This is a genomic window from Mucilaginibacter sp. P25, assembly GCF_050859465.1.
Classification (GTDB): Bacteria; Bacteroidota; Bacteroidia; order Sphingobacteriales; family Sphingobacteriaceae; genus Mucilaginibacter; species Mucilaginibacter gossypii.
In genome coordinates, this window is sequence record NZ_CP193937.1 from 5,682,101 (window position 1) to 5,706,858 (window position 24,758).

At 42.1% G+C, this 24,758-nt stretch carries 19 protein-coding genes and 2 pseudogenes; 18 read left to right on the plus strand and 3 right to left on the minus strand.

Annotated features, from left to right (window positions below):
• Positions 1–101: 101 nt before the first annotated feature.
• Positions 102–503 carry a hypothetical protein gene (locus tag ACRQ5D_RS28605; RefSeq protein WP_431198547.1) on the minus strand — a complete coding sequence of 134 codons (402 nt, stop codon included), beginning with the start codon at positions 501–503 and terminating at the stop codon, positions 102–104.
• 329 nt (positions 504–832) lie between these two features.
• On the opposite strand from ACRQ5D_RS28605, the gene ACRQ5D_RS28610 reads away from it, so the two are divergent.
• The 5 genes from ACRQ5D_RS28610 to ACRQ5D_RS28630 all read left to right on the plus strand — a co-directional run bounded on the left by ACRQ5D_RS28610 (position 833) and on the right by ACRQ5D_RS28630 (position 4,084).
• Positions 833–1,225, plus strand: coding sequence for a YeeE/YedE family protein (locus ACRQ5D_RS28610; RefSeq protein WP_431198548.1), 393 nt, complete (start codon positions 833–835; stop codon positions 1,223–1,225).
• A 1-nt stretch (position 1,226) separates the two neighbouring features.
• On the plus strand, positions 1,227–1,643 hold the full coding sequence (locus ACRQ5D_RS28615; protein ID WP_091162602.1) for a DUF6691 family protein: 417 nt from the start codon (positions 1,227–1,229) through the stop codon (positions 1,641–1,643).
• Between the two features lie 60 nt (positions 1,644–1,703).
• Positions 1,704–2,288 carry a TlpA family protein disulfide reductase gene (locus ACRQ5D_RS28620; protein WP_176844340.1) on the plus strand — a complete coding sequence of 195 codons (585 nt, stop codon included), beginning with the start codon at positions 1,704–1,706 and terminating at the stop codon, positions 2,286–2,288.
• Between the two features lie 246 nt (positions 2,289–2,534).
• The gene (locus ACRQ5D_RS28625; RefSeq protein ID WP_431198550.1) at positions 2,535–3,572 is read left to right on the plus strand and encodes an alpha-N-arabinofuranosidase; all 1,038 of its coding nucleotides are present in this window, start codon (positions 2,535–2,537) and stop codon (positions 3,570–3,572) included.
• Positions 3,473–4,084 carry an alpha-L-arabinofuranosidase C-terminal domain-containing protein gene (locus tag ACRQ5D_RS28630; protein WP_431198551.1) on the plus strand — a complete coding sequence of 204 codons (612 nt, stop codon included), beginning with the start codon at positions 3,473–3,475 and terminating at the stop codon, positions 4,082–4,084. The genes ACRQ5D_RS28625 and ACRQ5D_RS28630 overlap by 100 nt, the downstream gene beginning before the upstream one ends.
• A gap of 308 nt (positions 4,085–4,392) precedes the next feature.
• Here ACRQ5D_RS28630 and ACRQ5D_RS28635 read toward each other — a convergent pair whose 3' ends face one another.
• Positions 4,393–6,969, minus strand: coding sequence for a phosphoenolpyruvate carboxylase (locus ACRQ5D_RS28635; RefSeq protein WP_091162599.1), 2,577 nt, complete (start codon positions 6,967–6,969; stop codon positions 4,393–4,395).
• 273 nt (positions 6,970–7,242) lie between these two features.
• Here ACRQ5D_RS28635 and ACRQ5D_RS28640 point away from each other — a divergent pair, with 273 nt between their 5' ends.
• The 10 genes and pseudogenes from ACRQ5D_RS28640 (at position 7,243) to ACRQ5D_RS28685 (ending at position 21,219) form a co-directional block, all read left to right on the plus strand.
• Entirely contained in the window at positions 7,243–9,399 is a 2,157-nt protein-coding gene (locus ACRQ5D_RS28640; RefSeq protein ID WP_091162598.1) for an FUSC family membrane protein, read from the plus strand.
• A gap of 196 nt (positions 9,400–9,595) precedes the next feature.
• Positions 9,596–10,741, plus strand: coding sequence for a methionine aminotransferase (locus ACRQ5D_RS28645; RefSeq protein ID WP_091162597.1), 1,146 nt, complete (start codon positions 9,596–9,598; stop codon positions 10,739–10,741).
• 176 nt (positions 10,742–10,917) lie between these two features.
• Positions 10,918–11,703, plus strand: a complete 786-nt coding sequence (locus ACRQ5D_RS28650; RefSeq protein WP_091162596.1) for a nitrilase family protein — start codon at positions 10,918–10,920, stop codon at positions 11,701–11,703.
• 173 nt (positions 11,704–11,876) lie between these two features.
• Entirely contained in the window at positions 11,877–13,151 is a 1,275-nt protein-coding gene (locus tag ACRQ5D_RS28655; protein ID WP_091162595.1) for a TolC family protein, read from the plus strand.
• Between the two features lie 20 nt (positions 13,152–13,171).
• A complete protein-coding gene (locus tag ACRQ5D_RS28660; protein ID WP_223266271.1) occupies positions 13,172–14,275 on the plus strand; it encodes an efflux RND transporter periplasmic adaptor subunit in 1,104 nt (367 codons plus the stop codon).
• A 69-nt stretch (positions 14,276–14,344) separates the two neighbouring features.
• Positions 14,345–17,482: an efflux RND transporter permease subunit gene (locus ACRQ5D_RS28665; protein ID WP_091162593.1), complete on the plus strand. Its 3,138-nt coding sequence runs from the start codon at positions 14,345–14,347 to the stop codon at positions 17,480–17,482.
• A 379-nt stretch (positions 17,483–17,861) separates the two neighbouring features.
• A pseudogene (locus ACRQ5D_RS28670) lies at positions 17,862–18,553 on the plus strand (hypothetical protein); the annotation flags it as partial.
• 188 nt (positions 18,554–18,741) lie between these two features.
• Complete coding sequence (locus tag ACRQ5D_RS28675) at positions 18,742–20,736, plus strand: GH92 family glycosyl hydrolase (RefSeq protein WP_432327396.1); 1,995 nt, start codon at positions 18,742–18,744, stop codon at positions 20,734–20,736.
• 115 nt (positions 20,737–20,851) lie between these two features.
• A complete protein-coding gene (locus tag ACRQ5D_RS28680; RefSeq protein ID WP_431198553.1) occupies positions 20,852–20,986 on the plus strand; it encodes a hypothetical protein in 135 nt (44 codons plus the stop codon).
• On the plus strand, positions 20,983–21,219 hold the full coding sequence (locus ACRQ5D_RS28685) for a hypothetical protein (protein WP_091162591.1): 237 nt from the start codon (positions 20,983–20,985) through the stop codon (positions 21,217–21,219). The genes ACRQ5D_RS28680 and ACRQ5D_RS28685 overlap by 4 nt, the downstream gene beginning before the upstream one ends.
• Positions 21,220–21,303: 84 nt before the next feature.
• On the opposite strand, the pseudogene ACRQ5D_RS28690 reads toward ACRQ5D_RS28685, so the two are convergent.
• Positions 21,304–22,196: pseudogene (locus ACRQ5D_RS28690) on the minus strand (polyphosphate kinase 2 family protein).
• Between the two features lie 334 nt (positions 22,197–22,530).
• Between ACRQ5D_RS28690 and ACRQ5D_RS28695 the strand changes: the two are divergent.
• Genes ACRQ5D_RS28695 through ACRQ5D_RS28705 form a run of 3 tightly spaced genes read left to right on the plus strand, consistent with a single transcriptional unit; the run spans position 22,531 to position 24,739 of the window.
• Positions 22,531–23,544 carry a transglycosylase domain-containing protein gene (locus tag ACRQ5D_RS28695; RefSeq protein ID WP_432327399.1) on the plus strand — a complete coding sequence of 338 codons (1,014 nt, stop codon included), beginning with the start codon at positions 22,531–22,533 and terminating at the stop codon, positions 23,542–23,544.
• A 32-nt stretch (positions 23,545–23,576) separates the two neighbouring features.
• Positions 23,577–24,347 carry a penicillin-binding transpeptidase domain-containing protein gene (locus ACRQ5D_RS28700; RefSeq protein ID WP_432327401.1) on the plus strand — a complete coding sequence of 257 codons (771 nt, stop codon included), beginning with the start codon at positions 23,577–23,579 and terminating at the stop codon, positions 24,345–24,347.
• Complete coding sequence (locus ACRQ5D_RS28705) at positions 24,275–24,739, plus strand: hypothetical protein (RefSeq protein WP_432327403.1); 465 nt, start codon at positions 24,275–24,277, stop codon at positions 24,737–24,739. Before ACRQ5D_RS28700 ends, ACRQ5D_RS28705 begins: the two co-directional genes overlap by 73 nt.
• Positions 24,740–24,758 lie beyond the last annotated feature (19 nt).

A 24,758-nucleotide genomic window follows, 5' to 3' on the forward strand; every position in this document is an offset into this window, starting at 1 on the left:
ATTTACATGGTAGGCTATAGGGCGTGGTTTTACCTTTAATGTCCTTCCGTAAGATAAGAATTGATAATGCATAACCTGGAAGCTGTATTCGCCCCCGGCGTTTATCTTTTTTGCGATGAATCGTGTCCCTTTTTACTTAAGGGCACATCGCTTATTTCTTTGGCAATAATGAGGTTTGCATTAACCAAACGGGTTTTAACGCTATTGGCTATACAAATAAATGACATAGTGTCCTGTGTAACTTTATACCGCAGGTAATTGTAGTATACCCCTTTTAGCTGCAATTGCCCCTGATCACGAACATACCCACTCCAACTGTGGATTTTTGGAAGATGTACAGGAATCTTGATCTCTACAAGTTTGGTAGCGTCAACCTTATTTTCATAGATCTGCTTAACAATTTGCACTTCGGACCGGTGAATAAAATACTCAAATACTAAACTGTATCCGCCCAAATTGAACAGATGTACGTTTAATAAAAGTATCGCTATAAGCTTCTTCACCAAAATAAATTTTGTTAGGGTATATAATTGCCAGTAAATATATGTAACAATATTGTTAAAACAAATAAAAAGTAAAATTGTATCAATTACAATTAAAAGCCAGCCTGATTAGGATTTTGCCAATTCACATTAGATATATTTGCGGTTATTAACCCGTAAACTATGGATCTGATAACTCAACCCTGGCCCTGGTATGTATCCGGTCCGCTAATAGGCCTTATTGTACCAGCCCTACTTATTATCGGGAATAAAACTTTTGGTATCTCGTCATCACTGAAGCACATCTGTGCGGCATGTATTCCAGCCAATATATCCTTTTTTAAGTATGATTGGAAAAAGAAAACTGGAACATGTTTTTTGTAGTCGGCATTGTTTTGGGCGGCTTTCTGGCTGCACAATATCTTTCTGCTAATCATCCGGTTAATATCAATCCGCAAACCCATGCATTGCTGCAACAACAGGGAGTTAAAGATTTTAATGGTTTATTACCAAAGGATATCTTCAGTTTTGGTGAACTGCTTACCTTAAGGGGTTTTATTTTTATGGTGGCAGGGGGCTTTTTAGTGGGCTTTGGCACCAGGTATGCCAACGGCTGCACATCCGGCCACGCCATCATGGGAATCTCGAACCTGCAATGGCCATCGCTGGTGGCAACCTGCTGTTTTATGGCAGGAGGTTTCATCATGAGCTGGTTTATTTTACCTTACCTTTTACGTTTATAATATGCAAAACATTAAATATTTGTTTGCAGGCCTGCTTTTTGGCATATTGCTGGTAAAATCGGAGGTGATCTCCTGGTTCAGGATCCAGGAAATGTTCAGGCTGCAATCGTTTCATATGTATGGTATCATTGGCAGCGCTATTATTGTAGGGATGATCTCCGTTATGATTATTAAACATTTTAAGATCAAAACCCTTACCGGCGACGCTATTGTTATTCCCGACAAAAAATTTAGCTGGGGCAATGTATATGGCGGGCTGATATTTGGCTTAGGCTGGGCAATTACAGGCGCCTGCCCTGGTCCGCTGTTTGCGCAGATTGTAAGTGGAAGTGGCTTTGCAGTTACTGCGGTTACGCTTTTAAGCGCTATTTTGGGGACATGGGTTTATGGCTTGCTCAGAGAAAAATTACCACATTAAATTAAGTTCATGCAAAGGCGCGAAGCAGCGAAATATTTACAGACCCTTAAATATCACTTTATGATCCAACAAAAAAAGATCCCGGTTTCAAATATTTTCAGCATCCTCATTATGGCATTGGCGTTGTTGGTAATTTTTAATCCAAATGCAAAAGGTTATCTGATCAGGGGCCTCATGTCGCTGGATTTTTTCCAGCCCGATCCCGGAGGGTACGTTAAGCATCACGAAAACTTTACCAACGTACCGGATATCCAGTTTAAAGATGCAGGCGGTAATACCATATCGTTAGGCACCCTAAAATCTAAAGTGGTATTTATAAACTATTGGGCTACCTGGTGCCCTCCCTGCATCGCAGAAATGCCTAAGGTAAATGAACTCTACAAAAAATTCAGGAACGATCCAAAAGTAGCCTTTCTTTTGGTTGATGTAGATAACGATCTGCCTAAAGCCAAAGCTTTTATGCTTAAAAACGAGTATGACCTACCTTTATATACACAGGAGAGCAATGTACCCGGCACTTTATTAGATGGAACTATCCCTACTACCCTCGTATTTGATAAAGAGGGCAAGCTTATTTATAAGCACTCCGGCGCGGCAGATTATAGCAATGAAAAGTTTGAAGAGTTTATAAGGAACAACCGTTGATTAATTTAATTTCACTGATTCCGTTGATTTTTCCTTGAATACATCAATCAGGTTTTAAGGGCTAAATATCCAAGATCATTCTTCTAAAATAACACGCTGTCAATCCCAAAAACGTTGGCCAGTCCTGCAGCGCATCAGCGAAATCCATGCAATCAAAACATCAACGGTAATTTTTATTGTTATTTTAACACTTATTAACAAATTTTTCTTTTCTTTACTGCACAATCAGTTAAATCCTAAGTTTCAATGAAAAAGAACCCGTTTTTACAACTCGGCGTTATCGCTTTGTCTTTATTGAGCTCGGCATCCTTCGGGCAAACAGGTACACTTAATATCAGTACCGATTCAAAAACAACCATTAGCAAGCACATTTACGGCCAGTTTGCCGAGCACCTCGGTCATGGCATTTATGGAGGTTTTTGGGTTGATAAAACCCTACCTGTAAAAAAGCAGGACCGCATCAGGCTTGACATTGTTGATGCCCTTAAAAAGATAAAGGTCCCTAACCTGCGCTGGCCCGGCGGATGCTTTGCCGACGAGTATCACTGGCGCGATGGCATCGGCCCCGCAACTGCACGCCCGCGTATGGTAAATACCAACTGGGGCGGCATTACCGAAGATAACAGCTTTGGTACACATGAATTCCTGGAACTTTGCGACTTGTTGGGCTGTGAGCCTTATATAGCAGGTAACGTAGGCAGCGGTACGGTTGATGAAATGTCGAAGTGGATTGAATACTTAAACTCAAATAGCAGCAGTACTGTAGTGCAATTGCGTAAAAAGAACGGACACCCGGCACCCTACAAAGTAACTTATTGGGGTGTGGGCAACGAGAGCTGGGGCTGTGGCGGTAATATGACACCTGAATATTACTCCGACCTGTTTAAACGCTATGCATCATTTGCCAAGGATTACCCAGGTGCTAAACTGAAAAAAATAGCCAGCGGGCCAAACTCTGATGATTACCGTTGGACAGAAGTTTGTATGAAAAACATCTCGAGCGGTATGATGGCAGGTTTATCGTTGCATTATTATACCATACCAACAGGTAATTGGGGCAAAAAAGGTTCGGCAACTAACTTTGACGAAAAAGAATACTTCAGCACTATGGTAAACTGCCTTAAAATGGAGGAGCTGGTTACCAAACATTCGGCCATTATGGACAAATATGACCCTGAAAAAAAGTGGCCCTTGTTGTTGATGAGTGGGGTGTTTGGACTGATCCTGAACCAGGAACAAACCCTGGTTTTCTTTACCAACAAAACAGCTTGCGCGACGCTTTAATAGCGGGCACAACGCTAAACATATTTAACAACCATAGCGACCGTGTTAAAATGGCCGCACTTGCACAAACCATTAATGTGCTGCAGGCTTTGATATTAACTGATAAAGAAAAAATGGTGCTCACCCCTACTTACCATGTGTTTGATATGTACAAGGTGCACCAGGATGCCAAATACCTGCCCATTAAGTTGAGCGCGCCTGATTATGAAGTTGACGGCAAAAAAATTGAAGCTGTAAATGCATCTGCTTCGCAGGATGCGGCCGGCAAGGTACACATCTCATTAGTTAACCTTGATCCGCACAATACTATTACCATTACAACCGGCCTTAGCGATATAAAATGGCAAACCGTTAGCGGTCAGGTATTAACCTCGGCTAAGTTAACTGATGTTAATACATTTAAAGATGCCGATAAAATCCACCTGAACACTTTTACCGGAGCTAAAAAAGACGGTGACAAACTGGTAGTAAGTCTGCCTGCAAAATCAATCGTAACACTCGAATTGCAATAAATCCTTTCCCCTAAATACAAAAGAGGCCGCATCAAATACAAATGATGCGGTTTTTTTTATTACATATAAAGCAATTGAACAAACACGAATAATCAACCTATTGGTTTTAAGCTATACGTATTCTGCTTTTAACTTTATAATAGCTCACGGTTTTTTCTTAAAGTTTAAGTGCAGAGGCTTTTCAGACTAAATGTCAAAAACCTTTGAAAGCTTTTGACACAGCCCATCATGATCATACAATTAAATCAAAAAAATCCACCTGCTATTGCTAACAGGTGGATGGGGATATAAATTAAAACAATAAACTCTTAAGCCAAATTGCGCCCGGCATTTACAATACCGTAAACCGTACGGATCACCAGCTTGTTATAAACATCATTAAGCTCGGTATCCTTTTCATAATTGATACATTGCAGGGCGTAGTGCTGAATGATCACCAGCGGTAACACTATTTTTTCGCGAATAGCAATAGAACGACGTTCAACCGGATATTCTTCCATCAGTACGGTGCTGCCGGTTAGTTCAAGCAACATTTCGCGGGTAAGAATAAACTCATCGCGAAGCATTTTCCAGAAAGCGCCAAATTTTTCATCCTGTTCCAGGTACGCTGTAACCCTGAAGTCCGACTTCGACATCGACATCATACAGTTATCCAGCATAGTTTTAAAGAAACCCGAAGTTTGATAAAGCTCTTTAATCTCGTCCCAACCGCCAGTTTCTTTAACCTGTTTAAGTGCTGTACCCACACCATAAAAACCGGGGATACTTTGTTTTAACTGACTCCATGAAGTTACAAAGCTGATAGCCCTAAGGTCTTCCAGTTTCAATTGAGCCCCTGCATTACGTTTAGTTGGGCGGCTGCTGATATTAATCCTTGATAATAATTTCAGTGGACTGAATTTTTCGAGGTATTCAACAAACAGCGGATGTGCACGCAGATCAATAAACAGCTTATAGCTTACATCGGCCATTTGCTGAATGAGTTCCTTATGACGGTTATCCAGCAGATCGTTACGGTTAGGGTGCAAAGCTGAGATAATACCTGCGTTGATCAGTTGCTCCATATTAAATTGGGCAGTTTCAACCGAACCATATTGCGAACTAACGGTTTGCCCCTGTATAGTTAACTGGATATGCTCGTTAGCAATTTCTTTACCCATCGATGCATAAAAACGGTGTGTTTTACCACCACCGCGGGCAGGTGGCCCTCCCCTGCCATCAAAAAACGCCAGCTGGATGCCGTATTTGCGGGCCATCGCGGTAAGCTCAACTTTAGCTTTATATATTGACCAGTTAGCCATCAGGTAACCGCCATCCTTAGTACTATCCGAAAAGCCAAGCATAATAGTTTGCTGGCTCCCCCTGTTTTTCAGGTGCTCGGCATAAAACGGATGGGTATATAATTGTTCCATGATGCTTGCAGCATGTTCCAGATCGTTCACGGTTTCAAACAGCGGCATAAAATCGATACTTAAGCTGTCTTTTTTCCACCCACTCCATAAAAACAGGTTAATCAACTGCAAAATATCCGAAGCGCGCTGACAGTTACTGATAATGAAACGCTGGCACGCCCTTTCACCATTACCCTGTTGAATTTGCTTAACCAACCTGATGGTATCCAGTGTATCGTGGATCATAGCATCTTTTTCCTCTTTAGGGCAAACAAAATCGGCCTCTTTAAAAGTGATGCTCTTTATTTTATCTTCTTCGCTTAGTTCCGAATAACCTTCCGCTACGCCTGTGTCAATATTTTGGGTTCCATATTCAAACACTTTACGTAAAATACGGCTGTCCTGCCTGATATCAAGTGTTGCAAAATAACATCCAAAAAGGCGTACCTTCTGGATCATGTCCTCAACAATATTCACAAACAAACCATCGTGATCCCGAAGGATAACTTCTTTTATAGAAAGCAGCAGCTCCAACAGTTCGCCTTGAAGATCAACCGGGGTTAATTGTTCGTTAGCGTTTTTGTAAAACAGCGTTTCCAGTTTAGTCATGGCTTCCTCAACACCGCGGAAAGTAATTCGGCGTTTAAGTACCCTGAAATCGCGGTAGTAACACCTGAACAGGCGCTGCCTTAAAAAGCTGGCAACTTCTTTAGTGGTTTGAGTTGTTACGTTAGGATTACCATCACGGTCGCCGCCCGGCCAAAAACCAAGCTCCAATATCTGGCGGCTTGCAGCGTCAATATCAAACTCCTCTTCCAGTTTTGACTGGATCCCAGATACGGCATGATAAAATATATTTTCCAGGAACCAGGAAAGGCTGATAGCCTCATCAACCGGTGTCGGCGATGTTTTATTAAAGAATGGCGTTTTACCTAATTGCTGCAGCAATACATCAATATTATTAATATCGTTGGTTTTTACAGCTTCAATTAAATCCGTCATGATGCCAAGCACCGTACCTGGATAAAACTGCGTAGGGTGAGCAGTAAGCACCAGGCGTAACGAAAAATCTTTTAATTTTTCACTGATATCCTGCCGGCTTTCATCACTGATGGCTGCATGCTGCAACAAGCTTTGCAGGGTACCACTGTCATCAAACTTACCTATTTTATTAAATGACGAATCTTCAATGGCGTCAAATAAAACCACCTGCCGTTCAATGTACTGAATAAACCTGAACATGCGGTTAATCTGCTCGCGATGATCGATATCCGGTACATACTTTTCAAAAAACGACTCGATAATATCTGTCGGCGAATCATGGGTGATAGCGCCTTTCTCACAATGTGAACTAAAAAACGGTAATAAGATCCCTGTATCCTTTACCTGGTAAAACGGAAGTGTTTGAAACAAACTGTTATATAACTCAAATCGGGTAACAACCTCGTTATTGAAGGCTGCTTCTCTTTGGCTGAGTTTTAACGTTGGCGACATAGTAAAAAATTAAATTGAGGTAAAATTGATTGGTTTAGCTTTTGGCCTTTTCCGGGGGTGAATTTACTGATCTTTAATTTAATTTCATCAAAAAGTAAATATTTATTAACACAAATCTTCAATTAATGCCATTTTTATCAAAAACAGATACATAAATTAAAATTATGTAAATTTGAAACGTCATTTTAGGCCAATAAATTATATTTAATAAAAACAGGCCGAACAAACAAAATTGCTTATAATAGTTCTGTTATTTACAAAGCTACTGCTACCATGTCTATAAACACCAGGGAAATAAAAAGTTTCTTTTACAGTCAATATTTTTCTGATGGGATCCGCATTTGTATAGGCATTTTACTGCCCTCCCTCCTGCTAATGCAGTTTGATAAGTTTGATCTGGGCCTTACACTTTCACTGGGTGCATTGTGTATCTGCGTTATAGATACTCCCGGCCCGGTGTCGCACAAGCGTAATGCTATGGCGGCCGGCAACCTGTGTTTGTTTTTGGTTGCTGCTATTACCGGTTTTGCCCGGCTCAATGTATTTACGCTTGGCTTCGAGATCACCTTCTTCGCTTTTTTGTTTTCCATGTTTACAGTTTATGGCAACAGGGCAGCATCCGTAGGCACTTCATCTTTACTGATCATGATCTTTATGATGGATAAGGCATTGGCAGCTCCCGAGGTATTGGGTTACAGTGCAACTATCTTAGCGGGTGGCGTTTGGTATATGATCTTCAGTTTATTGTTTTTCGGTATCCGCCCTTACCGCGCGGCACAGCAGGCCCTTGGCGAAAATGTTACCGATATAGCTCGTTTTTTACGCATCAAAGCCGATTTTTATTTGTCGGATACCGATATTGATGAAAACTACCGCAAGCTGGTTTCCAAACAGATCCAGGTGAGCCAGCACCAGGATGCCGTGCGCGAACTGCTTTTTAAAAGCCGCATCATGGCCCGCGAATCAACAGCTCCAAGCAGAATCCTGGTGCTTACTTTTGTGGACCTTGTTGATATTTACGAACAGATCATGGCCACACACTATGATTACAGCCACATTCGCGAAAAATTTAAAGACACTGGTGTACTTACCGAAATAGCCCGTATTATCCATAACATGGCCGATGAGCTTGATGATATAGCCTACATTATATTATCAAATACGCGTCGCCGCCATCTCACTGATTTTAATATCGAACTGGAAAAACTAAAAATAAAAATCGACTCCATCGGAAAAAACAACCAGGAAACCAGCAATCTGGTGCTTAAAAAGGTGCTGGTAAACCTGCGTTCACTTAGCGAGGGGATCAACAATATCTATAAGTACTATAGTTCAAAAGCCGCCGAATCATTAAACGAGCCCAAGGGCGATGTAGAGTATTCGGCTTTTGTTACCCACCAGGATTTTGCACCGCATATTTTCTTCGACAACTTTACGCTGGCATCCGGCGCATTCAAACATGCCCTGCGTGTAGCATTGGTGTGTTTGATAGGCTTTATCACGGCTAAATTAGTATCATTAGGCCATCACAGCTATTGGGTGCTGCTTACCATTATTGTAATATTGAAGCCAGGGTTCAGTCTTTCAAAACAGCGTAACTACCAGCGTTTAATAGGTACCATTGGCGGGGGCGTTATTGGGATAGCCATACTTACCTTTATCCCTAACGTCACCGTGCAGTTTATTTTCCTGGTGATTTTTATGATGGGTGCCTACAGCTTTCAACGCCTTAATTATGTAGTGAGCGTAATTTTCATGACGCCTTATGTACTTATATTGTTCAAGTTCCTGGGCGTTGGATTGCTCAATGTAGCCCAGGAAAGAATTTTGGATACCGTCATAGGTTCAACTATCGCGTTGGTGGCCAGTTACCTGATATTCCCTACCTGGGAATTTGAACAGATTCAGGAAGCACTTAGGGATGTGTTAGTGGCCAACATAAATTACCTGGTTACCATTGCCGAAAGTATATCGGGTAAAATGATCAGTATTACCAGTTACAAACTGGCGCGTAAAGAGGTTTATGTAAAATCGGCCAACCTTTCGGCCGCATTTGAGCGCATGACATCAGAACCTAAAAGCAAACAGCGCAAAATTAAGGATGTACATAAATTTGTGGTGCTTAACCATATCCTTTCCTCGTACATCGCTACCATTGCATCGGCACAAAGCAAAAAGGAAATCCCGGTTGCACACCCTGAAGCCATGAAGCTCATCAAAAAAAGTATAACCGTTTTGAACGATACCGGTCAAAAATTACATGCTGAAAATATTGAATTTAATATAGGTAAAATTCTACCTGTTAACCCCGAAGCCCAGAAGCCGGTACCCCAACCCGAAGATGCTTTGATGAAAGAACAATTGGGTTTTATCAATAAAATCAGCTACGATATAGCTAAGATTACCGACAGCATCCTCATTGAACCATGATTTTTAGGATTTAAGGATGGATAAGATTGACTTTGTTGGGTAATCTTCCCGATTCGAAAAATCCTGTTAATCTTCCAATCCTAAAAATCACGGCACAGTAATATGTTTAAACCTATAAATTAAAATATTTCCAAATACAAAAAATACCCGGTTATGGGGATAAGTTCATAATGATTTTTCCCTACTTTAGCCGTTGATGATACCTGTTGTTTCAAAATTACCCCAAACCGGAACTACCATATTTACCGTCATGTCGGCCCTGGCCAGCGAGTTGGGTGCAATAAATCTATCGCAGGGTTTTCCTGATTATGACTGTTCACCTGAGCTGATAGAGCTTGTAAATAAGGCCATGAAAGAGGGTCATAATCAATATGCGCCCATGGCTGGTGTTATGGCTTTAAGAGAACGTATTGCCGAAAAAACCGAAAAAATTTACGGCGCGGTTTATAACCCCGAAACCGAGATCACCATCACTGCCGGTGGTACACAGGCCATTTTTACAGCTATAAGCGCTGTAATTCACCCCAACGATGAGGTGATTATATTCGAGCCAGCTTTTGATTGTTATGCCCCTGCCATAAAACTGATGGGCGGCGTTGTAAAATCGCTTGCCCTTGAGCCTCCTAATTACCGCATTGCATGGGACATGGTTAAGCGGTTGATCAACCAAAAAACAAAAATGATCATCCTTAACTCGCCTCATAACCCAACCGCAACCATTTTGCATAAGGAGGATATTGACGAGTTGAGCGCGCTGGTAAAAAACCAGGATATCCTGATCCTTAGCGATGAGGTATATGAACACCTGATTTATGATGGCGAAACCCACCACAGCATGGCCCGCTACCCTGATCTGCAGCAGCGCAGCTTCATCGTAGCATCGTTTGGCAAGCCTTTTCATGCTACGGGCTGGAAGGTGGGCTATTGCATGGCGCCTGCTTATTTGATGAATGAGTTCAGGAAAATTCACCAGTTTTTGGTATTCGCCGTAAACACTCCTATTCAGTATGCAATCGCCGAGCATTTAAAAAACGAAGAAAATTATCTTGGCCTGGCCGAATTTTTCAGGGAAAAACGCGACCACTTCAGAAAAGGCCTTGAACAAAGCCGTTTTAAGCTTTTGCCATGTTCAGGATCATACTTTCAGTCTGTAAGTTACCGCGCTATTACCGACGAAAAAGATGCCGACTTTTCTATCCGTGTGGCGAAGGAATTTGGGGTAGCGTCCATACCTGTTTCGGCCTTTTACAGCAAGGGGATTGATCACCATGTGTTAAGGTTTTGTTTCGCCAAAAGGCAAGAAACTTTAGATAAAGCCGTTGATAGGTTAATTCGAGTTTAATTTTTGGTTAATGGCCTATAGTTCATGGATCATAGCCAGATCATAAGTTTGATTTTGGATCATGGTCTATAATTCATGGATCATAGCCAAATTGTATAAGTTTTATCCGAATGGATCAACCAACCATCATGCATTTTTGCCATGATACATGATCCATCAACTATGAACCAAATATTATGGAGAATCTTAAAATTACTGTTTTTCAAGGCTACCTTTTTTGGGAAAATACCGATAAAAATCTTCAGAATATTACCCTCAGGTTATCGGGAGGGATCCGCGAAAAAACAGATCTCATCATACTGCCCGAAATGTTCAGTACGGGTTTTACCATGAACGCCGCCGAATTGGCTGAGCCTATGAATGGCAAAACCATGCAATGGATGGAAAAAATAGCCAAACAATATGATTGTGTGATAACCGGGACCATTATTATTAAAGAAGGTGGCAAGTACTACAACCGGTTAATCTGGATGCGCCCTGACGGCAGTCATGAACATTACGACAAACGTCACCTCTTTGCACTTGGCCAGGAACATAATACCTACACCGCCGGCACCAAAAAGCTTTTCGTTGAACTTAACGGCTGGAAAATTTGCCCGGTAATCTGTTATGACCTGCGTTTCCCGGTGTGGCTGCGTAATATAGAAGCTAATCCTTACGATCTGCTCATTGTGGTTGCTAACTGGCCCGAGCGCAGGGCTGCGCACTGGCGTACCCTGATACCTGCCCGTGCGGTTGAAAACCAGTCGTACGTGATAGCAGTTAACCGCGTAGGCCACGATGGAAACGAAATTTACCATAGCGGCGATTCCACCTGTATCGATCCTAACGGTAAGGTAGTTTACTATAAACGTGATGAAGAAGACCTTTACACTTTCAGTATCATAGGTGATGAGGTTGAAAAAGTTCGCCGTGCACTACCGTTTTTAAAAGATGCGGATGATTTTGAAATCAATATCTAACCCTGATTCATAGGATTTAAGGATTTTTTGATTTAATAAGATTTTTACATCCTCTATCCAAGGCAATCCTTAAATCCTACCAATCAAGGTTCCTCTACCATTAGTTTTCCTTCACTTCATACAAAATTCATAACCGTTTTGAATTTTTGTACTGTAGAATTGAAGAAGGAAACATGCGTACTATAAAATCCCTGCTATTTATATCACCGTTATTTTTTAGTTTATTAACACAAAAGGCCGAAGCACAAACAGATACGTTAAAGATCACTTTCCCTGATGCTGAAAAACAGTTCATTGAAAATAACCTAAGCCTGCTTGCCCAAAAGTATAATGTTGATGCCTCAAAGGCGCTCATTCAACAAGCCAAACTATGGGACAACCCTGTGTTAAGCACCGACCAGAATATCCATGACGGTAGCACCAATAAATTTTTCAACCACTCAAACGGAGGCGGACAAATATTTGTCCAGTTAAACCAGGTGTTTGCCACTGCCGGCAAACGCGGCAAACAGGTAAAAGTAGCCGAAGACGATGCTAAAGTTCAGGAAGCCGCCTTTAATGACTTGATGCGTAACCTGCGTTATAATCTGCAGCTTGATTTTAGCCAGTTAGGTTCCTTGAATGCGCAACAATTAGTTTATCAAAATGAAATTAAATCGGCCACTGAACTGGTTAATGCTATTCAAAAATCATTTGATGTAGGTAATACCTCAATGAAGGACCTCATCCGTTTGAAAGCCCTTTTGTTCGGTTTGCAAAATGATATGGTTGAAAATAACCGCCAGATCAACGATCTGCAAACAGAGCTTAAAACATTGTTGCAAACAAAGGAAACCACATTTGTTCAACCTGTCATAAATGACAAGCCGGTTGAAACTGTTGATCTTGATGTGCAATCGCTCATTAGCCAAGCCATGACCAACAGGCCCGATTATTTATCGAACCAGTATCAATTAAATTCGGCTACCCATAATCTTGCTTATCAAAAAGCCCTTGCCGTGCCTGACGTAACTTTAGGTGTATCATACGATCAAAACAGTAGTTATGCCCGTCATTACTATGGCTTACAAGTTGGTTTTCCGATACCGTTGTTTAACCGCAACCAGGGCAATATCAAGTCGGCACAATACAATATCAAAAGCCAGGAGAGCACCCTGAAACAAAATGAATTCCAGCTTAAAAATGATGTAGTTGCAGCTGTTAACCAGTATAAGCTAAACGTGCAGCTGTTCTCAACTCAGCAAATCGCCTTTAATGAACAGTACGATAAACTGTTTGGCGCAATGCTCAAGAGCTTCCAGCAGCGCCAGATAAGCCTTGTGGAGTTTGTAGACTTTTTTGACACCTATAAGGACACCAAATTAAAAATATTGCAACAACAATTCAACCTGCAAAAAGCAATTGCCGACCTCAATTTTGCTGTTGGCACTACCGTAATAAAATCCTGACTAACATTTTAAGACTTACTATGATGAAAAGAGAAACGCTGTTTTCCGGCATCTCAGCTTTGCTACTACTTGCCGCTTGCAAAGGCAAGACACCTCCTGCTGTTGAAAACAAACAGGTAACTGTTAGTGATTCAATGGCTAAAATTATCACAATCGATACTGCCAGGATCGCTACCATAAAAAATGAGCTTACACTTTCGGGCGAGGTATCATATGATGACAACACCGTTGTTAAAGTATTTCCTTTTTCAAGCGGGCAGGTGTTGGATGTAAAAGTTTCACTGGGCGATAAAGTGAGCAAAGGTCAAACTCTCGCCATCGTACGCAGTGCCGATGTTGCAGGTAATTATACCGACCTTAGCTCGTCAAAATCCGACCTTGCTATTTACAAACGTCAGCTTGAACAGGCCGAATATCTGTACAAAAACGGCATCTCAAGCGAGCGCGATTATACTGAGGCTAAAGAAAATTTCAACAAAGCCGAAGCTGCCTACAACAAAGTAAAAGAGCAGATTGCAATCAACGGCGGTGGTAATACCAGCCCCGGCGGTACATTGGTAATCAAAGCGCCTGAAAGCGGTTTTGTGGTTGAAAAAAATATTACAGCAGGCGGCTATATCCGTCCGGATAATAACAACAGCATGTTTACAATATCCAACATGAAAGATGTTTGGATTTGGGCCAACGTGTTTGAGTCAGACATTAGCCGTGTTAAAGTAGGTTATACAGCCAAAGTTACTACGATTGCCTACCCCGATAAAGTTTTTACCGGCAAGGTTGACGCCGTTAGTTCTGTGCTCGATCCGGACAACAAAGTATTGAAGATTAAAATCGTATTGCCCAACGATGGCATGCTGCTTAAGCCGGAGATGTTCACCAGTGTGGTAATAGCCAACAGTGAAAAAGCGCAGTCGGTTGCTATACCAGCAAAAGCCGTTGTTTATGACAACAGCAAAAACTTTGTAGTGGTTTATAACAGTAAAGACGATTTGAAGGTACGCCAGGTAGCGGTTATCAAAACCGTTGAAGACACCACCTATATATCGTCAGGTTTGCAAGCCGGTGATAAGATCATCTCAAAAAACCAGCTGCTTTTTTATGATGCCATTGCCGGCAACAACTAACAGGTGGGTAAACCAAAAATTGCCAGGTTTTAACCAGGGCATTTACGTTTTTAAAATACAAAGACTACAATGAACAAGTTCATCAAAAATATAATATACTTCTCGCTCAGGCACCGTTACTTTGTGTTTTTTATGACACTTGTATTGGTAGCATTGGGTGTGTGGAGTTACACCAACACCCCTATCGAGACTTTTCCCGACGTTACCAATACACAGATCATAATTATAGCCCAATGGCCGGGGCGCAGTGCCGAAGAGATGGAAAAAATGGTTACCATACCAATGGAAACCGTTTTAAACTCGGTGCAAAAAAAGGCTAACCTCCGTACCACATCGTCTTTTGGTTTATCATACATCCGTATTATTTTTGATGATGATGTTGATGATGCGTTTGCCCGCCAACAGGTATTAAGCCGACTTGGCAATGCCGATTTGCCCGATGGGGTTAAACCCGAGGTTGAACCGCCATACGGCCCAACAGGTGAAATTTTCCGTTACACCCTAAAAAGCCACACCAAATCTTTACATGACCTTACCGCTATACAGGATTGGGTGCTTGACCGCCAGTTTAAATCAATCCCCGGTGTAGCTGATGTGAACAGCTTTGGCGGCGAGGAAAAAACTTATGAAGTGAGTGTAAACCCTTCGCTGTTACAAAAATACGGTCTTACCTCGCTTGATGTTTACACGGCCCTTAACCGTAGTAACATTAACGTAGGTGGTGATATCATCGAAAAAAACGACCAGGCTTATGTAGTACGTGGTATTGGCTTAATCAATAATATCGAAGAAATTCAGAATATTATTATCAAAAACGTTAATAACGTTCCGATTTTGGCCCGTGATATTGCCGAGATTAAAGAAGGCGGTTTACCGCGTTTAGGCCAGGTGGGCCGGGATAAAAACAACGACGTTATTGAAGGTATTGTGGTAATGCGTAAAGGTGAAAACCCTGCCGAGGTATTAAAGCTCATTAACCAGAAGGTTGTCGACCTCAACAAAAGCGTGTTACCTGCCGATGTAAAGATCTCCACCTTTTATGATCGTACCAACCTGATGGATTTTTGTACCGAAACGGTGATCCATAATTTATGCGAGGGTATCATATTGGTAACCGTTATAGTATTCTTGTTTATGGCCGATTGGCGCACAACGCTCATTGTTGCGATCATTATACCGCTGGCATTATTGTTTGCTTTCATCTGTTTACGATTAAAGGGAATGAGCGCCAACCTGCTCTCTATGGGTGCAGTCGATTTTGGTATCATCATAGATGGGGCGGTGGTGATGGTTGAAGGGATCTTTGTGGCGCTGGATCACCGGGCTAAGGAAGTAGGGATGCAAAAATTCAACGGGTTGGCTAAACTTGGCCTATTCAAAAATGTCGGCGCCGAGATGGGTAAAGCTATCTTTTTCTCCAAGCTTATCATCCTCACCTGCTTGGTACCAATTTTCGCTTTCCAAAAGGTTGAAGGCAAAATGTTCTCTCCGCTGGCTTACACTTTGGGTTTTGCTTTGCTTGGCGCATTAATCTTTACACTCACGCTGGTACCAGCTTTGTCAAGCATCTTGCTTAACAAAAATGTAAGGGAAAAACATAACCCGGTAGTAATATTCTTTGAAAACGGTATCCGCCGTATGTTTAGTTACACATACCGTAATCAAAAGCTGAGCCTGATAGTAGCGGTAGCGTTTATGTCGGTTACCTTCTTTTCGGCTAAATTTTTAGGCTCGGAATTCCTTCCGCAGCTTAACGAGGGCGCCCTGTGGGTAACCGCGCAGCTGCCAATGAGTACCTCGCTGGAAAGTTCGGTTAAGGTAACTGATAAAATGAGGCAGATCCTGTCAACCTTCCCCGAGGTGAAACAAACCCTGTCGCAAGTGGGCCGTACCAACGACGGTACCGACCCGAAAGGTTTTTTTAACGTGCAGATCCAGGTTGACCTGCTGCCTAAAAAGGAATGGAAACGAAGCATCAGCCAGGAAGAGCTGATAGCCGAAATGGATAAAAAGCTGAGCCAGTTTCCGGGTATTGTATTTAACTATTCGCAGCCTATTATCGATAACGTAGCTGAGGCTGTTGCAGGTGTACCTGCATCTATGGCAGTAAAAATATTCGGGCCCGATTTCCAGGTGCTTGATCAGAAGGCCGACTCGGTAATGGCTGTGCTCAAGAAGATCCACGGTGTTGAAGACCTTGGTATTTTACGAAACCTCGGTCAGCCGGAGTTCCGCATCGAGCTTGATCAGCGCAAGATGGCACTTTACGGAGTGTCTACTGCCGATGCCAACTCGGTTATTGAGATGGCCATAGGCGGTAAAGCGGCCTCACAGCTTTATGAAGGCGAACGTAAATTTGATATCCGGATCCGTTACCAAAAACAATTCAGGGATACTCAAAGCAAAATTGAGAACCTGATGGTACCTACATTAAACGGTTCAAAAATTGCGATTAAAGAGATTTCTAAAATCACCACATTAACCGGCCCTGCATTTATTTACCGGGATAATAACATGCGTTACATCGCTGTGAAATTCTCGGTGCGTGGCCGCGACTTAGGTAGCACTATAGCCGAAGCGCAGGAAAAAGTAGGCGCCGCCGTAAAACTTGACCAGGGATATTCATTTACCTGGAACGGTGAGTTTGAAAACCAGATCAGGGCATCAAATACGTTAGCGCACGTAGTGCCTGTGTGTTTACTGGTGATATTCCTGATCCTGTTCATCACCTTCGGTAACGCTAAAGATGCAGTGTTGGTTATCCTGAACGTGCCGTTTGCGTTGATAGGCGGTATTTTAGCATTACATATTACTAATACAAATTTTAGTATATCAGCAGGTATTGGTTTCATTGCCTTGTTTGGTGTATGTATACAGAACGGTGTGATCCTGATCTCGGTGTTCAAGAAAAACATTGAAGAAAAAATGCACCTCGATGAGGCCATTATGCAAGGCGTGATATCACGTGTGCGCCCGGTAGTGATGACCGCGCTGATGGCTGCCATTGGTTTAATGCCGGCAGCTATCTCAACCGGTATTGGTTCGGAAACTCAGAAACCGTTGGCTATAGTAGTTATAGGTGGGCTTGTGACATCTACCATCCTAACCTTATTGATATTACCTATTATTTACGCAATCGTGTACCGTTTAATACACCGTCGTGAAAACCGTAAACTGCTGAAAAAAGTAGGTATGATAAAAGGATAAAACTGAACACTAATTATTTCGAATTAAATCGAATTTCACGAATTAGTTATTCTAAAACAAATAGCGATGGGGATATGCCCGTCGCTATTTGTTTTTAGTGACCATTTATTATACTAATAATAAAATAGGGAACTTTCCTGTTAGTAAATATTCGTGGTAATTAGTGTAATTTGTGCACACTCAAATCATATAATTGGTTTTAAATAATATGTCATTGATCAAACCCGTATTCCGCTCTGCTTTGCCGGTCACCCTGTTGCTTGTTCTGCCTTTTTTATCATCGGCACAAAAGAAAAAAGAGAAGGAAAAAGACTACGCCCAACTGGTTGATCCATTTATAGGTACTGGCGGACATGGGCATACTTATCCCGGTGCGGTGATGCCTTTCGGCATGGTACAGCTTAGTCCGGATACCCGGTTGGAGGGTTGGGATGGCTGTTCCGGTTATCATTATACCGATAGCCTGGTATATGGTTTCTCGCACACGCACCTGAGCGGTGCCGGTGTCCCTGATTACTGTGATGTATTGTTTATGCCAACCACCGGCGATCCTAAATTTAAAAACACAGATTATCGGTCGCACTTTAGCAAAAAAATGAGAGTGCTACACCAGGTTATTATAAAACACTGCTCGATAAATATAATATTGGCGTTGAGCTAACTGCAACTACCCGTGTAGGCATGCATCGCTACACTTACCCGTCAACCGATAAGGCAAATATTATTATCGATCTGCAGCACCGCGATGAGGTTTTGGATTCATGGATAGAAGTAGTAAATGATCATGAATTACGTGGTTTCCGTATGTCGAAATCATGGGCCGACAAACAGCAGGTATATTTTTACGCTAAGTTTTCAAAGCCTTTTAAAACTTACGGTATTGCTTTAAATAACGAGGTACAAAATGGCCAAAGCAAAGCACAGGGCAAAAATGTAAAGTTGTTTTTGCAGTTTAATAATCCCGGCGAAGTAATCAGCAAGGTGGGTATCTCGTCGGTAAGCACCGAAGGTGCTTTAAAAAACCTGGATGCAGAAATACCTGATTTCGACTTTAAAAAAATTCAGAAAGATGCCAAAATAGCCTGGAACCATGAATTGAATAAAATTCAGGTTGAGGGCGGCGCACCGGCCCCGGCAACCCAAACCCAACCCGTAGGCGGAACAAGCCCATACAGTTATGCTCCTCCTGCTAAAAAGTGGTGCAGCCCGATTATGCTAAAATCAAACAAACCATATTTTATACCGCCTTATACCATAGCATGGTTGCCCCCAATATTTACAGTGATGTGGATGGGCAATACCGTGGTATGGATCAACAGGTACATACAGCTCAGGGATTTGATTACTACACCGTGTTTTCCTTATGGGATACCTACCGGGCCGAGAACCCGCTGCTTACGCTGATAGACCGCAAGCGCACGCTCGATTTTATCAAGAGTTTTATGGCGATGTATGATCAGGGCGGCTTATTACCGATATGGCCGCTTGCGAGTACCGAAACTTATTGCATGATCGGCAATCATTCAATCCCGGTCATTGTGGATGCTTACGCGAAGGGCATTCGTGATTTTGATGCCGAGAAAGCTTTTATCGCCATGAAAGCCGCCGTAAACCGTAACCAGTTTGGGCTGGATAATTATCGCAAAAACGGAGCAGTTCAATCAGACGAAGAAGATGCGTCTGTGTCTAAAACATTGGAGTATGCTTATGACCATTGGTGTATAGCTCAAATGGCAAAAATGCTCAATAAAACCGACGACTATACCCAATACATTCAGCGGGCACAATACTGGAAAAATGTTTTCAACAACCAGAATACTTTTATGCAGGCACGTGCTAACGGCGGCTGGTTTGAGCCTTTCGACCCTGCAGAGATCAACAGCAATTATACCGAGGGCAACTCCTGGCAGTATTCGTTCCTGGTACCCCACGATGTAGAAACACTGATTGATAAAATGGGAGGCAAACAGGCATTTGAAAACAAGCTCGATGAATTGTTCAGTACACAATCAAAACTTAGCGGCAGTGACATTCCCGATGTAAGCGGATTGATAGGCCAATACGCACATGGCAACGAACCAAGTCATCACATGGCGTACTTATATAATTTTACCGACTCGCCGGATAAAACCCAGTTTTATGTGAGCCGTATTTTGCGGGAAGAATACAGCAACAAACCTGATGGTTTAGCCGGTAATGAGGATTGCGGGCAAATGTCGGCCTGGTATGTGATGAGTTCTTTAGGAATTTACAACATTGCACCCGGTCAGCAGGATTTTCAGATTGGTATCCCGCAGTTTGATAAGGCAGTGATCAATTTGGAGAACGGCAAAAAATTCAGCATTATCAACCCCGGCGCCGGCATTACCCGCAGCAATATCTATCTGCAAGGCATGAACCTTGATAAAAAGGTATACAGTAAGCTTTTTATCAACTACGATGATATTACCAAAGGCGGGGATTTTGAAGTGTTTACCGGCAGGCTGGCTAATAAGATCTTTACCCAGGACCCGGAAAAACCTGTTTCAAAAATTACGGATAACCTGATTATTTCTAACCCATATATCATTGCACCTGCTAAATCATTCAAACAGCCTTTCAGCCTTGAAATCAAAGATCAGGATACCGATGCAAAAACCTATTACACACTCGATGGCTCTGCTCCTACTGCATCGTCAACGCCTTATACACAGCCAATTACTATTAGCGATAATATCACGGTAAAAGCTATCGCGATAAAGGAGGGCAAAAGCAGCTTTGTTGATGAGGCAAGTTTCATCAAACTCCGCAACGATATTAAGCTAACTATACTGAATAAATACCTGCCTAATTACGCAGCAAAAGGCGATGAATCATTAATTGATGGACAGCACGGCACTACCAACTGGCGTTTAGGCAATTGGCAGGGTTACCAGGGAAAGGATTTTATAGCCATTGTTGATATGAGCGCCGTTAAACCCATCAAACAAATCAGCGTCAGTACCTTGCAGGATAGCCGCGCCTGGATTGTGTTCCCTAAATATGTACAGTTCTGGACATCAAATGATGGCAAAACTTACAAACTGGCGACCACCGTTAACACCAAAGTTGATATTAAAGATACCAACGTGCAAACCCAGGAATTTACCGCGCCGTTAAACACCAATGCCCGTTATATTAAACTGATAGCCAAGCAATACGGCCCGCTTCCAGATTGGCATGAGAATAAAGGCAGCCAGTCCTACATTTTTGCTGATGAGATAACCGTGGAGTGATTTTAGATGTGTGTATATGCAAATGATTGAAGTTTTGCCATAGCTAATCATTTAAAAATGAATAAAACTATTTCATTTTTAAACGGTTAGCTTTATACAAAAAACTTTACCACACATGGAAAATTACAAACCTACCTCTGACGACGGAAGACCGCCGGCATCATTAGTTATTTTACACTTATCGGGTGGCTTATTGCCTATTTTGCATTATAAACCAACAATAAAACACCGCTGGCAGCCTACCAGATGAGACAAACACTATTGTTTCACCTGGTTTCAATCGTAATTTCATGGCTTGCCGGTTTTATTATAGGCATGGCCTTTGTAACATCAGGAATATTCATAGGTGCGTCAATCCTTTGGATTATACGTTTAGGCTTACTGATCATATGGGTTATCGGCTTAATTGGTGCTGTTAATGGCGAAAGAAAACCGATGCCGCTTATTGGAGAGCCCGCACAAAATATGTTTTCGGGTATTTAAGATTCAGAATGCCATCGCAGACTTACGAAGTTTCAAAAACTTCGTAAGTCTTAAGATTTCCGTTATTGCTTTTCTAACAAATGTTTAGCCTCCTGTAGTTTTTCCATTCTCGTCTTTAGGCAAAACAGGGAACTCCAGCCTCAACTTTTTCAAGGTATCCCTAATTATAGTTGATATCGCGATGCGCGTAAACCATTTCTTATCAGCCGGGATAACATACCAGGGGCAATCATCTGTAGCGGTTTCGTTAATGGCTTTTTCATAAGCTTTCATATACTCATCCCAATGCTCCCGTTCCGCAATATCGCCGGCCTGGAACTTCCAATTTTTTTGGGGTTATCTATTCGCTTTAAAAACCGCCTCTTTTGCTCCTGTTTTGAAACATTCAGGAAAAATTTGATCACAACAGTGCCGCTGTTACAGATATGCTTTTCAAAATTGCGGATGCTCTCATATCGTTGCTCCCAAAACTGCTTGTCAATATCCTTTACTTGCTTTATCGTTGGATTATTTTCCTTTAAAACAAGTTCGGGATGGACTTTAACGACAAGCACATTTTCATAGTGCGACCTGTTATGGATACCAATACGCCCTCTTTCGGGCAGGGCTTTGTAATGCCGCCACAAAAAGTCGTGATCATAGTCTTCTGAACTGGGTTGTTTAAAGCTGTAAACCTGGCACCCCTGAGGATTTATGCCCGACATGGTGTGCGCTATAGCGCTGTCTTTTCCGGCAGCATCCATCGCTTGAAAAATAATAAGCAATGAATAACTATTTGAGGCATACAGTTGTGCCTCCAATTTAGACGTTTCAGCTATCAGTTCATCCAAAACAGACCCGGCATCTTCTTTTTCGTAACCATAGCTAAATGCAGGATCATGATCACTCAGCGAAAATTTGGTATTACTTGGTACCTTAAATTGCTCTGTCAAACTTTTCATATAAATAGATATCCATACAAAGTACAAAAACAACATTAAAGTTTTAGCAACTTGATTTCAAATATACGTTGCAACCTTCAACAGGCGATTTTTTTATCCAAACAGCTTTTGATTTATTTATTGTGTACTTTGCACATCATAAATATGTATTATGCCAGCGTTAACCTAAAATTTACCTGTCTATTTTACGTTGTTTATATTTGTTAAACTGCACTATGATATAGTGTCATAATTTTACATTTTTTACCCAATGTTCAGACGTATACGCAACCGGTTTCTGAGATATTTTGTCATATTCATTTACTTCGTAATTATTTTCTTTTGTTCTATTGAGCTTAATTTCCTTTGGCTTTTCGGATACTCACCTGACATGCAGGACATTAAAAGCCCGGTACTTTCGGTAGGATCGGAAGTTTACACTGCAGATGGCAAACTTATAGGCCAGTATTACAAGGAGAACCGCTCACCAATTGAATTTAAAGAGATCTCCCCCAACCTCATAAACGCCCTTGTGGCAACTGAGGATGTGCGGTTTTACAGTCATGGCGGAGTAGATTTTTACTCCTTTTTTACCAGTGTGCTCTCAACAGCCAAAGGCGACCGCCGCGGCGGCAGTACCATAACCCAGCAGTTAGCCAAAAACCTTTTTGAAACGCGTAAAAAGAAATCGCAGGGCGTCATTAAGCATATCCCGGTGCTGCACACTATTGTTTATAAATGCAAGGAGTGGCTTACCGCTTTTAAAATTGAGCACGTTTACAACAAGCAGCAAATATTGACGTTATACTTCAATACCGTGCCCTTCGGCAATAATTCGTACGGTATTAAAACAGCATCGTTAAAGTATTTTAATAAGCAGCCAGGCACCTTAAATCCTTCCGAATCAGCCCTACTTATTGGCATGCTGAAAGCCACATCGAGCTACAATCCCATTAAAAATCCGCAGCGTGCTACCGAAAGGCGCAATACGGTATTGGGACAGATGGAAAAATACAAGTTCCTCACTGCCGACCAGTATAAAAGTAACGTCGCGTTACCCCTCGGGCTCGACCTGAGTTATGTTGAAGACGACTCCCACGGCGATTCGTACCTGCGCCGCGCCGTTGAGAAATGGCTGGACAAATGGTGTAAGGAAAATGATTATAACCTTTATGAGGATGGTCTGAAGATCTACACCACCATCGACTCAAAGATGCAGCAATATGCCGAAGAAGCTGTTACCGAAAAAATGAAGATGCTACAAAAACGCTTCTATAACCTTTGGGGAAACAAAAATCCGTGGCGCGATTCAAAAGGCGTTGAGATCAAAGATTTCATTCTCAAAAACGAACAAAGGCTTCCTATTTACAAGCTACTTGAAAAAAATACGGCGGTGATACGATAAAGATCCAGGGTTACTTTAAAACGAAAAAGCGGATGACTGTGTTTACCTGGCACGGAGAACAGGACACTACTTTTTCTACTATAGATTCTATAAAATATTACGCTAAGATCCTGAACACCGGCATGATGACACTGGAGCCATCAACCGGTAAAATAAAAGTTTGGATTGGTGGTATCGATCATCGTTTCTTTAATTACGATCACGTAAACCAAAGCCGCAGACAGGCAGGCTCCACCTTTAAGCCATTTGCCTATTTAACAGCGCTTGATAATGGCTTTACCCCTTGCGATAAGTTTACCGACAAGCCGGTATCCATCAAGTACAAAGACAATGGCGAGGACAAAGTTTGGGAGCCTAACAATGCCGACTTCCATTTCTCCTATCGTGAAATGTCACTGCGCTGGGCTATGGGTAAATCTGTAAATTCCATTACAGCACAACTAACCGAAAAAGTGGGCTGGGATAAAATTGTGGAATATGCTCACCGCTGCGGCATCGAAAGCCCTTTGAAGTCAGTTCCGTCGGTATCATTGGGTTCAAATGATGTTTCGGTTTATGAAATGGTTAGAGCTTACAGTACGTTTCTTAACAAAGGCGAAAAATTGGATCCGTTGCTGGTCACTAAAATCACCGATCAGCAAGGCAATGTGATACAGGAGTTTAAGCTTAAAACCGAGAAAGTGTTAAGCGAGGAAACTGCCTGGCTGATGCTTTACATGTTCCGTGGGGGATGGAAGAACCCGGCGGAACCTCACAGGCGCTGTGGGAATACAACGGCCTTTGGAAAAAAGACAACCAGATAGGCGGCAAAACCGGTACATCATCCGATTATGTGGATGGCTGGTATATGGGTATCACCAAAGATCTGGTAACAGGCATTTGGGTTGGTGCTGATGACCGGTCAGTACACTTTACCACATCCGAAACCGGCGAAGGCTCACATACGGCGTTGCCTATCTTCGGCAGGTTTATGGAAAAAGTATATGCCGATCAGTCGTTAGGTTATACTTACGGACCATTCCCCAAACCATGGACCAAGATCACCAAAACTTATAATTGCCCATCGCCGCATATTGAAGAAGATACAACTTCAACTGATAGCATAAGCAACCCTATTGATACAACGGGCGTAACACCTGTACAGGAAAACAATCCGGAAAACCCGGAAAGCACACCGCCTAATAACCAACGGTAAACAGGTAGAGGCGTTTTTT

Excerpts from the sequence above, each read along its gene's own strand:
- ACRQ5D_RS28615 (WP_091162602.1), top strand. The coding sequence starts at position 1,227 with ATGCAAAACATTAAATATTTGTTTGCAGGCCTGCTTTTTGGCATATTG.
- ACRQ5D_RS28620 (WP_176844340.1), top strand. The coding sequence starts at position 1,704 with ATGATCCAACAAAAAAAGATCCCGGTTTCAAATATTTTCAGCATCCTC.
- ACRQ5D_RS28625 (WP_431198550.1), top strand. The coding sequence starts at position 2,535 with ATGAAAAAGAACCCGTTTTTACAACTCGGCGTTATCGCTTTGTCTTTA.
- ACRQ5D_RS28635 (WP_091162599.1), bottom strand. The coding sequence starts at position 6,969 with ATGTCGCCAACGTTAAAACTCAGCCAAAGAGAAGCAGCCTTCAATAAC.
- ACRQ5D_RS28640 (WP_091162598.1), top strand. The coding sequence starts at position 7,243 with ATGTCTATAAACACCAGGGAAATAAAAAGTTTCTTTTACAGTCAATAT.
- ACRQ5D_RS28645 (WP_091162597.1), top strand. The coding sequence starts at position 9,596 with ATGATACCTGTTGTTTCAAAATTACCCCAAACCGGAACTACCATATTT.
- ACRQ5D_RS28650 (WP_091162596.1), top strand. The coding sequence starts at position 10,918 with ATGGAGAATCTTAAAATTACTGTTTTTCAAGGCTACCTTTTTTGGGAA.
- ACRQ5D_RS28655 (WP_091162595.1), top strand. The coding sequence starts at position 11,877 with ATGCGTACTATAAAATCCCTGCTATTTATATCACCGTTATTTTTTAGT.
- ACRQ5D_RS28660 (WP_223266271.1), top strand. The coding sequence starts at position 13,172 with ATGATGAAAAGAGAAACGCTGTTTTCCGGCATCTCAGCTTTGCTACTA.
- ACRQ5D_RS28665 (WP_091162593.1), top strand. The coding sequence starts at position 14,345 with ATGAACAAGTTCATCAAAAATATAATATACTTCTCGCTCAGGCACCGT.
- ACRQ5D_RS28675 (WP_432327396.1), top strand. The coding sequence starts at position 18,742 with ATGGTTGCCCCCAATATTTACAGTGATGTGGATGGGCAATACCGTGGT.
- ACRQ5D_RS28680 (WP_431198553.1), top strand. The coding sequence starts at position 20,852 with ATGGAAAATTACAAACCTACCTCTGACGACGGAAGACCGCCGGCATCA.
- ACRQ5D_RS28685 (WP_091162591.1), top strand. The coding sequence starts at position 20,983 with ATGAGACAAACACTATTGTTTCACCTGGTTTCAATCGTAATTTCATGG.
- ACRQ5D_RS28695 (WP_432327399.1), top strand. The coding sequence starts at position 22,531 with ATGCAGGACATTAAAAGCCCGGTACTTTCGGTAGGATCGGAAGTTTAC.
- ACRQ5D_RS28700 (WP_432327401.1), top strand. The coding sequence starts at position 23,577 with ATGACTGTGTTTACCTGGCACGGAGAACAGGACACTACTTTTTCTACT.
- ACRQ5D_RS28705 (WP_432327403.1), top strand. The coding sequence starts at position 24,275 with ATGGAAGAACCCGGCGGAACCTCACAGGCGCTGTGGGAATACAACGGC.